10 protein-coding genes are annotated in these 11,920 nt (G+C 62.3%); 3 read left to right on the forward strand and 7 right to left on the reverse strand.

Going from position 1 to position 11,920, the window contains the following annotated elements; all coding sequences use genetic code 11:
* Positions 1-59: 59 nt before the first annotated feature.
* The 3 genes from AC3ANW_RS23590 to AC3ANW_RS23600 all read left to right on the forward strand — a co-directional run bounded on the left by AC3ANW_RS23590 (position 60) and on the right by AC3ANW_RS23600 (position 2,721).
* A complete protein-coding gene (locus tag AC3ANW_RS23590; RefSeq protein ID WP_488345705.1) occupies positions 60-1,109 on the forward strand; it encodes a hypothetical protein in 1,050 nt (349 codons plus the stop codon).
* Positions 1,106-2,041, forward strand: coding sequence for a hypothetical protein (locus AC3ANW_RS23595; RefSeq protein WP_488345706.1), 936 nt, complete (start codon positions 1,106-1,108; stop codon positions 2,039-2,041). Before AC3ANW_RS23590 ends, AC3ANW_RS23595 begins: the two co-directional genes overlap by 4 nt.
* A 332-nt stretch (positions 2,042-2,373) precedes the next feature.
* Positions 2,374-2,721: a hypothetical protein gene (locus AC3ANW_RS23600; protein ID WP_488345707.1), complete on the forward strand. Its 348-nt coding sequence runs from the start codon at positions 2,374-2,376 to the stop codon at positions 2,719-2,721.
* A gap of 2,454 nt (positions 2,722-5,175) precedes the next feature.
* On the opposite strand, the gene AC3ANW_RS23605 is transcribed toward AC3ANW_RS23600, so the two are convergent.
* The 7 genes from AC3ANW_RS23605 to AC3ANW_RS23635 all read right to left on the reverse strand — a co-directional run bounded on the left by AC3ANW_RS23605 (position 5,176) and on the right by AC3ANW_RS23635 (position 11,876).
* Positions 5,176-6,234, reverse strand: a complete 1,059-nt coding sequence (locus tag AC3ANW_RS23605; protein ID WP_488345708.1) for an amidohydrolase family protein — start codon at positions 6,232-6,234, stop codon at positions 5,176-5,178.
* Positions 6,235-6,246: 12 nt separating this feature from the next.
* A complete protein-coding gene (locus AC3ANW_RS23610; protein WP_488345709.1) occupies positions 6,247-6,957 on the reverse strand; it encodes an ABC transporter ATP-binding protein in 711 nt (236 codons plus the stop codon).
* Positions 6,944-7,723: an ABC transporter ATP-binding protein gene (locus AC3ANW_RS23615; protein WP_488345710.1), complete on the reverse strand. Its 780-nt coding sequence runs from the start codon at positions 7,721-7,723 to the stop codon at positions 6,944-6,946. Before AC3ANW_RS23615 ends, AC3ANW_RS23610 begins: the two co-directional genes overlap by 14 nt.
* A complete protein-coding gene (locus AC3ANW_RS23620; protein WP_488345711.1) occupies positions 7,720-8,724 on the reverse strand; it encodes a branched-chain amino acid ABC transporter permease in 1,005 nt (334 codons plus the stop codon). The genes AC3ANW_RS23615 and AC3ANW_RS23620 overlap by 4 nt, the downstream gene beginning before the upstream one ends.
* Position 8,725: 1 nt before the next feature.
* On the reverse strand, positions 8,726-9,595 hold the full coding sequence (locus tag AC3ANW_RS23625; protein ID WP_488345712.1) for a branched-chain amino acid ABC transporter permease: 870 nt from the start codon (positions 9,593-9,595) through the stop codon (positions 8,726-8,728).
* 15 nt (positions 9,596-9,610) lie between these two features.
* Positions 9,611-10,783 (reverse strand): ABC transporter substrate-binding protein, encoded by a 1,173-nt coding sequence (locus AC3ANW_RS23630; protein WP_488345713.1) that lies wholly within the window; start codon positions 10,781-10,783, stop codon positions 9,611-9,613.
* 172 nt (positions 10,784-10,955) lie between these two features.
* Positions 10,956-11,876: a LysR family transcriptional regulator gene (locus AC3ANW_RS23635; protein WP_488345714.1), complete on the reverse strand. Its 921-nt coding sequence runs from the start codon at positions 11,874-11,876 to the stop codon at positions 10,956-10,958.
* Positions 11,877-11,920: the final 44 nt, after the last annotated feature.

Raw genomic sequence — 11,920 nt, forward strand, 5'->3', positions numbered from 1 at the left:
CGAGTTGTTGAACTGCATTGATGAAGTAGCCACCTTGATGTTAAAGTGGCAACTGAATCATGAATAGCTACCTAGCATCGCAGCGTCATCAAAGTTTTGATGGCCGCTGGTCAGGCGAGCATGGGGACGTGCTGGTCGCGATAAAGCGCAGCAGCAACATCCGCGACGTCCGAGCTTCGCTTCTTGCCCTGACCTATGTCTTGGCCGAGGAGCAAAATGCAGCCTCTGTACTGTGCGTACTGGTGGAGTCAAAACTGTCCGACGCTCGACTCCGAAATGAACTTGAGCGATTTCGAGCGCTGATCAAGCCCAACCTGGCGAGCAAAATCGAGGTCTGCTCGATGGAGCGACTGCGACGAGGCCCACTCGCCATGACCCTGCAGCCACAAGCGGCGTTCCTTTCTTGGCTCGACGAGTTGGTAGAGCGAGAGACAGGCTCGTCCCGTGTTGCTAAGCAAACAGTGGTTGCGGCGCTGGCAGTGAGCTGGTTGCGCGGGCAGGAGTTCGAATCGACCAAACAAATACAAGGCGGTTTTGGCGCGAGCTATCCGACGGTGGTAGCGGCCTTGAAGGAGTTCTCTGATCGGGAACTAACCGAGGCAGGCACACGCGAGTTCCGGCTTAGCCATATGCCCACGGACTTTTGGATGCAGCTTGCGGACAAGCAGCTCCATCAACGCAAAGTGCTGCGCTATGCAGATCCGTCCGGGCTCGCCCGTTCCCCGGAAAGCATGTTCAAGCGGCTGGAAAAGCTCTGGCTGCAAAGGGAAGCGCTACAGGTCGCTGCCGGAGGAGTCCTGGGTGCGAAGTGCTATTTTCCCGAGCTGGACATCACGGGTAGCCCGCGCCTTGACCTCAGCGTCTATGGTCAGCCCCCAAAGGACTTAGTGAAGAAGCTCGATGCAGCCCTGGAGCCAGTTGGCCCCAAAGAAAAGGCGCATTTGGTCGTGCACATCACGCACGAGCCAGGCTTTCTGATGCACACGGTAGGCCCCCAACAATGGGCCTCCGAGATGGAGTGCACCGCCGACCTTATCGAAATGAATCTGACACGCGAAGCTCGGGAGATGGTTTCGCACATGCTGAATACAAGTAGGACCGAGGCTTGAACCGCCCTGCAATCAATCCGCCGGCGCCACCCCTGTTGCCGAGTGAAGTGCTGGCACAGGTTGCTGCCGCACTACCTTCGCAGTGCCGCCAGGATGTGATCATCATCGGTAGCCTGGCAGCTGGATGCTACTTCGCCAAAGACGGCATCAGGACCTTGCGAACGAAAGACGTGGACTGCATGTTCTCGCCACACGCCAAGGCGGTGATAGCCGCACAACGTGTCACGGAGGAGCTGTTCGCTGCAAACTGGACGCAGCGGCCGGGTCCTCAGTGGACGGAGGCGGGGAAGCCTTCAGATCCAACCGACCAGTTACCCATGGTTCGGCTGCGCCCGCCCGAGGGCAGTGAATGGTTTCTTGAACTGCTTGGAGCCCCGGCCGAGGGGAGCTCCGCGCAGGCGTTCAAGCAATACCATCGTATCTCGACGTCCGCAGGCGACTATGCCATTTGTAGCTTCAGCTTTCTGGGCCTGACAGAGGTCGACCCGATTTCCATGCCCCAGGGCCTGCGCATCGCGCAGCCGTCCATGATGGCTCTGGCGAACCTGCTGCACCATCCCGAGATCAAGGACGAGTTGATGTCCGGAACGATGCAGAAGCGTTCTAACAAGGACCTGGGCCGCGTACTCGGACTCAGCCAACTGACGATCACACGCGATCGCAACCGCGGCGTAGAAGAGTTCGAGGAATGGGCGCCGCGTATGTGGGCTGCGCTCCAGGCAAGGTTTCCTGTAGAAGCCAAGGCGCTGGCGCTGCGTGCGGGTGACGGTATCAGGGCCTTGTTGGCCAGCCCGGGTGACTTGCGTGAGGCTGCCGTTATTGCCGAGGCAGGCCTTCTGAGCTACATCGGCGTAGACAGCGCAGGCTTCGCAGCCATTGGCCGGCGGTTCATGGCTGAAGTTATCGAGCCGCTCGAAGCGCTTGCTCGATAAGGTTGATGCCAACGTGGCATGTTGACTGTCGAATGCGGACGCGCACCGACGTACAGCAATTGCCCTGCGGTCAAGATCGTGAGCAAAGGGCTGACGGTAAACATCAAGCCCATGTTTACGCTTCGACGCGTTGCCCTATACGAAGTGCAAGGCCATCCGGCCTTGTTCGTTCTGCAACTTAAAGGCCTTGTATGCCCGTGTATTCCCCAACCCGCACTGCGCCGACGTCGCAAAAGGAAGCTCAACCCAACGCCGCTGGACCGGCTAGGCAGGAGGTGCGTGCCGAATCTGTGGGCCCTGACGCACCCTCGGCGGTTCCCATCAGCTTGCGCATGCTAGTAGATGTTGTCGAGCGTTTTAGCCCTGCCTACGTAGAGGAATCCAAGGGGAAACCTTCGATTGAATTCAAATGTGCCGCAGTGGCGGAGCAATGTGTTCGTTTGGCCGATGCCCTGAGGCAGGTGTCGGCAATTCCACCTACGTACGTTGTCCTTTCACTCGCCGGGAGGAATGCGTTTGTGATGTCCACCGCGGCGCTGTTGGTTGAAGTAGGCGAGAAAGAAAACTTCGACGCCGAGAAAGTGCTTGCCCAGGCCGACGTGACGATGAAAGACATTGCAGCCATGACTGACCTCTTCGAGAGTGCTCATAAGGCATGGCTGAAAGACACCGGGACCTAACCCCTGCAAGTTGATTCTCGCAGCAGCAATCCGTATCAGAACGGGATGTCGTCATCCATGTCATCAAACCCAGAAGAAGCTCATGTAGCAGCGGGACTGGGCACCGGCGAGAGCTGAGCGGTGCAGGACACTGAGGCAGGTCTGGCGACAGGCCGCTAAGCGGCAGGGGTACCGATGTGATGGCCAGCGGCCGCACCACGCCCTCGATTGATGCCCTCAACGATGCCTCGACTGCCTTGAGCCACTGGTCGCAGATCTTGTAGGCATCGACTCGGTAACGATGGTTAGCAAGTCGTCGATGTTCGACTCGCTTGCACACGAAGGGAGTGGAACTGGTGAGACATCATGCGAACATTGACCGCAGCGCCGTGCGCTGCCTCTGTCGACCAGATCTCGACATCGCTGATCGCCCAGCCAATCGCCTGGCGAGCTCGGCTCAGGTGTGACTTGGCGTCCGAGCGGATCTGGGCGTCGATGTTGTCCACGCCATGGCGCGCACGCTGCGCCGCCTGCGTGGCTGTGATAAAGGTCCGTTCCACTGTTGCGCCGCCTTCTTACGCACGCGGCAGGATCAGGTGCTCAAACGCCGACAATGACCGTGCTTGACCTGTCAAATCGCGTATAGGGTCACATCGTCAGGAAGGGTACTGTCGCGCTCGTGAGGGACCGCAGCGGCATGCTCTAGTCGTTCTTGACTTGAGGCTGCGGAGGAGTGGTCCGCGTTTATCACAGACGCTGAACTAAAAATCCAGCGGTAAAGACAGGCCAGCTTTACAGGCGGTGGGGGGTGCCTACACCTCGTGCAGCAATCTGCCTGCAACCACTCGGATATCAAGTCATGCATACCCTGAAGCCCTCTTTCGCACCCGCACCACCGCTCTGCGCGATACCCTCAACGTCGGGGGAGCGCCTGCCGAACGCACCTTCCCAATCTGCCGGATCGGCTCTGACTCGTCACCGCTGCGGCAGATGTTGCCCGAGCATTTCGCAGGAGGGCCGTTGCTGGCAGCGAGGTTTGAAAGCACTCTTACCTTCCCGGCCCCTATTAGCGGAGACGGTCGTCTGACGTTCGAACGCGTGCAGATCGGCAGCTAGTTGGCCCTGTGCGTGAAGCTCCGCATCGAGTCCACAGCACACATGATTCTCATGGATGCTGCTGATCGCGAGGCTCAAGATCTGATTCGCCACATGTCAAACTACCGCACCTTGGCCCTGGCAATTGCCATTGGCAAGGATGAACTCGGTTGTCGAATCTACGGGTTTAAGCTTTCGGAGGGCAGCATTCGCACCTGTTTGCAGGCTCAGGCGGAGTGCTTGCAGCGCCGCAGTCAAGGTGATCAGGAACTCCCCACGAGCATTGGCGAGGCATTGTTCAGCGAACGCTTTGGCGACAGTTTGAACAACTTTGTACCGTTCTCCAAAGTACGAGAATTCGAGTTTATATGCTGGCAACCTCCGAGCATCCTCCCTTCGCGGTGCCGGAAAAATCGAAGGCAACGTACACGTGGAAGACGGAACACGCCGAACGCGCGGTGTTTTCGCTGTAAGAGCCGTTCATCTGCCATGCGTGCTGTGCACGCTCTTGATGGCCCGTGTCTCAAGCGCTCAGCGAGGTGTCGAAGACGCGACGCTGCGCGGCGAGAGCCTTTGTGCGATGCAAATACGCACCTACAAAACTGCACAGCAGGGGCGCAGGCGCTATCGGTCTCCTAGTGATTTCGGGGGGCGCAGACATGCGCCCAACGGCAGAGCTGGACTCCCTCCAGGGTCGAGACCTCAGGTTCGATGCATCGCAAGACAGCCCGGCCGACGCCAACGATCACGCCATGGAACCGTCATGGACGGCCATGACCGCATTCTGCGGCTGGTGCATCCACGGGCGCAGCAAACAGCGTTTAGTCGGCGTCCCCGGCCCTTGTCTTCAGTCGACAGCTCACGGCCGAACATCGCATTTAGTTTCACGCCTGGGGTCCCCGCGGCCAGCCTATCGAAGCGACCAGGCTCGGCGATGGCCTTGACTGCTCTCAAAAAGCCGGCCCAGACACGGTGTGCCAGGGCATCGCCGAGGCGACCCCACCGCACCCCCGAGCCCGGCCAGGTCCTGCAGCGTGAACTCGCTTGCGCCTGCCATCGGCACATTTACCGGCCTGGACGCCACCGCCGCGGCGAGCGTTGTTCTCGAGGTGTAAGAGCATCTGTAACCAAGGCAAATTTTCACTTCATACAATATAGGTTATGTATAGTTAACGCGCTACAAGAACGAGGTTTAGCTTTGACGCGTTGGCCGAAGATGGCGCCTTGGCATTCAGGACGCTTCAGCCGTCGAATTTGTCCTGCTACCCATGAACACAAAAATACTAATGCTCATCTGAACAGGGGCAGAACCGTAGCCGAAAGCGGAAACCGTTCGAATTTGTGCCACATCCTGACGCAACGCGACTACCGATGCATGGATCAGCTTGCACCTTCACCCCCTGAATCAAGGCGGTAGATCCGTGAGGCCGTATCGTGAAACATCCGCTGCTTTTCTTCAGCAGATGCTCCGGATGCCAGACGTTTAAAGGCATTCCAAACTACGCCATAGGAAGCCGCCGTGCGGTCCACCGGGAAATTGCTTTCGAAGAAACACCGACCAGCTCCGAAACGCTCGATCACCGGCTCGATGGCGGGCCGCCAGGCATTGGCGAGCTTTTCCGATGACGGCGCCCGCGCTTCTCCGGTGAAGTCGAAACCGAAGACCGCCGTCCCCAGACCGCCTAGCTTGACCGAAACATTCGGGCAATCCGCCAGCGCCCCGATGCCGGGCAGCCATTCGCCTATGGCCGCACGCGGGTCGTCACGGTAATGGGCAACGCCCAGCAATCCGCCGATGTGATCGAGGATCAATGGCGTCTCGGGAAACGCACGGGCCAGCGCCAGCACATCGTCCAGCTGCGTGTGATAGACCCATGCGTCGAAGGACAGGCCGTGCCGCGCCAGGCAGGCATAACCAGCCCTGAAGTCCGGGTCGGCATATAGGTGCTGTATCGGTCTGGCCAGCACCCCGTGGCGGAAAGCTGGGTGAAAGGCTCCACTGTTGCGAATGCCCCGGAACTTCCCTTCGCCGGCCGCCACCTGCGCGGCCAGCACCTCGTCGACCGCCGCGCCCAGTCGCAGATCCGCGTAACCGACGATGCCCGCCGCCACCCGAGTATGCGATTGCCGCCGGTTCGGTTCACGGGTGCAGGCCACGACCGCCTCGGTCTCGCCGACCGGACGCAGCGCCTGCGGACCATCGGTGCGGTAGTTCCAGCCGCACTGCACGTACACGGTGGCGCGGATGTCGTGGCCCCTGCCGTCTTTCAACAGGTCGTCCGGCAGGTAGCCGCCCCAGTGCTCCGAAAAATGGTGGTGGGCATCGACGATGGGGAGGTCGGGCTCCAGGGCCGGTTCTTGTCCTGCCGCCAGCCATTCGCGTGACGGCTGTCGTTGCTCGACCTGGATGAGGTCCGGAGCCGTATCGATTGCATTCATGTCCAAGCCCCTTCAGACACCGAGATAGGCCTTGCGGACGAACGGGTCGTCCAGCATTTCGGCACCCTTGCCGGACTTCACCACCTCACCCCTCTCCAGCGCATAGGCGTTGTGGGCCAGGCGCAGTGCCAGCCGCGCGTTCTGCTCGACCAGCACGATGGACATGCCGCCGATGTTGAGCTTGCGGATCGCATCGGCGATTTCCGCCACCACCTTCGGGGCGATGCCCAGCGACGGTTCGTCCAGCATCAGCAGGCGGGGTCGCGCCATCAGCGCCCGTCCGATGGCGACCATCTGCTGCTCGCCTCCCGACAAGGAACCCGCCAGCTGCGCCCGGCGCTCGTGCACCCGCGGAAACAGCGAGTAGATGCACTGCAGGGTCTCCGAGCGCTCGGCGGCCGACTTGATGGTGTGCGCGCCGACCTGCAGGTTCTCCAGCACCGTCATCCGGCCGAACAGGCGCCGCCCCTCGGGTGACAACGCGATGCCGCGCTGCACCCGCTGCTCGGGCATCAGCGTCTGGATGGGCTGGCCGTCCAGGTGGATGCTGCCCTGTCCCGCCGATACCAGGCCGGCGATGGCTTTGAGGGTGCTGCTCTTGCCGGCGCCGTTCGAGCCGATTAGCGCCACCACCTCGCCCTTATCGACCCGAAAGCCGATGGACGACACCGCCTTCATCAGTCCGTAATGGACACTGACACGATCCACTTCAAGCATGCGCATAGTCGGGCGCTCCCAGGTAGGCTTCCATGACGGCCGGATTGGCGCGGATCTCTTCGGGGCTGCCTTCGGCAATCTTCTCGCCCTGCACCATCACCACGATGTGGTGGCAGATTTCCATCACGATGGCCATGTGATGCTCCACCAGCAGCACCGTCAGGCCGTGTTCCGCCCGCAGCTTGCGTAGCAGCCGGGTGAGTTCGTTGCATTCCTTGTGGTTGAGGCCGGCGGCGGGCTCGTCCATCAGCAGCATCGAAGGCCGCGCCGCCAGCGCGATGGCAATGCCCAGCTTCTTCTGCAGCCCGTAGGCCAGCGCACCGGCCGGCACGTCTCGCCAGGCCTGCAGGTTGACGATGTCGACGATGCGCTCGATCTCCTGCGCCACCTCGGATGCCGGCAGCAGCGCACGGCTACGGCGCATCAGGCGTTGCGGCATGGAACCGGCGATGCGCGACAGCAGTGCGCATTCGATGTTGCGGGCCACGGTTTCCTCGGCAAAGGACACCGTCGACTGGAAGGTGCGACCCAGCCCCAGCGCCACGATGGCGCTGGGCCGTTTTCCGGTGATGTCAACCCCGTCAAAGATCACCTGCCCGCGTGTCGCTGCCAGCGCGCCGCCGATGGTGCTGAAGGCTGTGGTCTTGCCGGCGCCGTTGGGACCGATCAGGCCGACGATGTCTCCCTGGCGGACGTCGAAGGAAAGGTCCTTCACCGCGGCCAGGCCGCCGAACTGCTTGGTCAGTTTCTTCACTTGCAGGAGCGCGCTCATGCGGCACCCCCTTTGCGACTCAGCAGCTTGAACAGGCCGGCGATGCCGCCGGGCAGGAAACGCAGGATCAGGATCAGCGCGGCGCCGTAGAAGATCTGCTGCGTCTGCACCGCGCCCCTGAACAGTTCGGGCAGCGGCGTCAGCACCAGGGCGCCGACCATCGGCCCGAACAGCGACTTGCGGCCGCCGATCACCAGCATGGTGATGAAAGCCACCGATGTTCCGGTGTTGAACGATTCCGGTGAAATGAAGCCGATGTAGCGTGCCGTCAGCGCGCCGCCCAGGCTAGCCAGGGTGCAGCCCAGGATGTAGGCGACCAGCTGCAGCCGGCTCACATTGAGCCCGGTCGATTCGGCCAGCGCGGGGTTGGCCGCCACCGCCACGATGGCATGGCCCAGCGGTCGGCGGAACAAGCACAGCATCAGGCCGACCGAGCCGGCGGCCAGCACCAGCGCCAGGCCGTAGAAACGCTCTCGGGTGTCGAAGGCAAAGCCGGCGATGACCAGCGGATCGATGTTGGCGATGCCGTTGGCGCCACCGGTGACCGGGGCCGCGTCCAGCAGCACCAGCCGCACCAGTTCGGCAAAAGCGAAGGTCACCAGCACGAAGTACACGCCGCGCAGCCGCAGGATGACCCAGCCGATGGCACCGGAGACCAGGGCACTGCCCACCAGCGCCAGTGCGGTGGCCGATATGCTGCCCAGGCCGAACAGCGAGGACAGCAGCACCGAGCCGTAAGCGCCCATGGCGACCGGTGCCGAATGCCCGAACGACAGTTGCCCTGAACGCTCGATGATCGACAACCCGTTGACGATGACGATGTTGATGCAGGCCAGCGCCGCCAGGTGCAGCACGAACTGACCACCCACCCAGGGCCAGGCAGCGGCGGCCAGCAGAAGGAGGCCGAGAACGATCTTTAGCGCGCGGGTGCCGGGCCCGGCCCGGTGTGTGGCTTGCATGCCGAGGTTCTCGATGTGGGGTTTGAGGATCGTGGTGTTCATCTCAGGCCTCTCCCCGGCCGATCACGCCACGCGGAAAGGCCAGCATGCCCAGCACCACCAGGACGAAAAGCATCATGTCGGCGGTGCTCGAACTCAGGAACAGGGACGAATAGCTTTCGAGCAGGCCCAGCAACAGCCCTGCCACGGCCGCACCGGGAATGCTGCCGAGCCCGCCCAGGATCACCACCATGAAGGCCTTGAGCAGCGGCGCGTGGCCCATGAAAGGCGATACCGAGAACAGCGGTGCCATCAACGCGCCGCCGATGGCCGCCAGGCCCACGCCGATGCCGAAACCCAGCGGGTAGTACAGCCGCGCACGCACCCCCTGGATGGAAGCGGTCTGGGCATCTTCCACCACCGCACGCAGGCCGCGGCCGCCCCGGGAATGCTTGAGAAAGCCATACAGCAGCAACAGCACCAGCACCGCGCTGCCGACCACGTAGAGCCGGGAATTCGCCACGTTCACCCCCAGCAGCCGCGACGACCCTTCGGCGATGGCCGGCATGGCGACCGGATCGGGTCCGAAGGTGATGAGCGCGAGGTTCTGCACGATCAGCGCCAGGCCGATGGTGACGATCATTCCGTTCAGTTCGTCCTTGCGGAAAGGCTTGAGGATCACCGCCTCGACCAGGCAGCCGCCGGCGCCCACGATGACGAAACTCGCCGCCACCGCCAGCAGGAAGGGCAGCCCCAGCTTCACGGTGAGGTAGTAGGCGCAGAAGGCGCCGAGCATGTAGAACTCGCCGTGGGCGAAGTTCACCATGCGCATAACGCCGAAGACCAGGGTGAAACCCACGGCCATCAGCAGGTACAGCAGGCCGACCACCAGGCCGTTGACCGTGGCCTGACCCAGCAACAGATACCAGTCCATTGGTTTTGCCCGGTCTTACTTGCAGCCGTCGGCCACGGTGCAGCGGGCCAGGATGGTCTCGGCCCCGCCCCTGATCTCCGCCACGTAGAACGGCACGGCCATCTGGCGGTCGATGCCGTAGCTGGCCTTGCCGGTCCAGTTGAGCTGGCCCAGCACGCCGGGGTAGTCCTTCATCTTCTCCAGCTCGCCCGCCACCCTGGCGGCGTCGGTGGTGGTGCCGGCGCGGCGCATGGCTTCGAACATCATGGTCGTGAAGTCGTAGAAGGCCGGGCTGAAGCCGTTGGGCGCCACCTTGTACTTGGCGACGTACTGGTCCAGGTAGGCCTTGGTACTCGGCATGTTGGGGTCGATGGCCGCATGGACGATCATGCCGTCCGACGCATCCTTGCCGGCCACCGCCACCAGCTCGGCGGTGGCGGGCCCGCCAGTGCGGACGATCTTGCCCTTGAAGCCCAGCTCCCTAGACTGCTTGGCGATCAGGCCGGCAGTGGCCGGCGAGTTGCCGTCTAGCTCGATGGTGTCGATGCCGCGTGCCAGCATGCGGGTCAGCAGCGGGGTGAAGTCGACCCGGTCGCGTTCGAAGAATTCCTTGGCCGCCAGCTCACCGCCGTGGCGTTTGTAGGCCGCGTCCAGGTCGCGTGCGATGACCTGGCCGGACTCGTCGTTGGGGAACAAACCGCCGGCTTTTTTGACGCCCTGGTTCCTGATCATCCAGGCGATCTGCGGCTCGGCGAATTCCATGGTGGTGATGACCGGGCGAAAGCTCAGCGGCTTGGCTGCCGACAGGGCCTTGTCGGTAAAACCCAGCGTGCTGGTAATCACCCCATTCTTTTCGGTGGTGGGCTGCACCGCCAGCGTGGGGGCGGATCCGGTCGGGCCGATGATGAATTTCACCTTGTCCTCGAACACCAGGCGATTGGCGACCGTCACGGCCTCGCCTGCTTGGTAGCGGTCGTCGTAGGCCACTACCTGCACCCTGTATTTCTTGCCCGCGACCTCCAGGCCGCCAGCGCCGTTGACCTTGTCGGCAGCCAGTTCGGCGGCGTTTTTCATGGCTTGGCCCCAGGCCGCGCCCGGGCCGGACAGGGTGACGATGGCGCCGATCTTGAGCGTCTCCTGTGCGGCGGCTTGCTGGGCCTGCAGGGCGAAAGGCAGGGCGACGCAGCAGGCGAGAAAGGCTTTGTTCATTGTGTCTCCGGATAGAAAGATGGAGCCGTCCGAGACCCTTTGGGGCGTCTGGCGCGGTCGGCAAAATGATTCTGTTCCGCAGGCCCGGTGAACAAAAATGGGCAATGCGTATGCACTTATTCAGGCCGCTGATAAACGGCACGGCCGCCTGGCAAGCCCGGCTATGGATGCGTCAGAACAGCGGCTGGAAATCGCGGTGCAGATGCTCGCGAAAGCTCTGTACCGCCGTGGTCAGCACCGCCTTGCGCGAGACGATGCTGCCGTAGCTGCGCACGGCATGGAAATCGGATAGCTCCAGGATGGCGCGCGACTGGCGGGCATTCGTCTGCGCCATCGAACGCGGCAGGAAGGTGACGCAGGTGCCGGTGTCGATCATTCCCATCAGCACCGGCAGGGTGGCCGCCGTGCCGGCCTCCAGCGCCGCGCCGTATTGCGAAAAAGCTTCTGCCAGCCGGTAGCGGAGCACCGTGTATCGCTCTAAAAAAATCATCCGGTAGGGAAGCACCATTTCCAGCGTCGCTTCCTTTTCGCGGGCCAGGGGATGGCGTGCATTCACCACCAGCACCACCGGCTCTTCCGAAAGAGGCTGGAACAGCAGGTTGTCATAGTCACCGTCGAGCGCCGTCACGCCGATGTCGGCCGTACCTTCGCCGATGGTCTTCAGCAAGGCATCGAAGGGCATGTCGCGCAGCACCACCTGGACATCGGGAAATGTCTCGACATACGAATGGATGATCTGCGGCATGAAGGTGGCCGCGATCATCGGCGTGGCCGCGATGACCACCCGGTTGCGGGCTTCTTCCGAGCGGTCGCGAAACTGCTGCAGCACCCCGTACAGGCCGGCCAGCGCCTCTTCGGACGCGGCGCGCAGCAGGTTGCCATCGGCAGTGGCTTCCACGCTGCGGGTGGTGCGGGTGATGAGTTTGACCCGCAGCACGTTTTCGAGCCGCTTCACCCGGTTCGAAACCGAGGGCTGCGAGATGCAGAGCCGTTCGGCCGCCCGGCTGAAACTGCGCTCTTCCAGTACCACCAGAAAGGTTTCCAGTTCGGGAAGATGAAAACGCAATTGCGGATGGGGGCTCAAGGTGCTCACGGTACTCAGGATGCGGGCCTGTGGAACTTGGCTTTTGAGCTTAA

The sequence above is a fragment of the Xylophilus sp. PBN-3R genome (assembly GCF_057747805.1).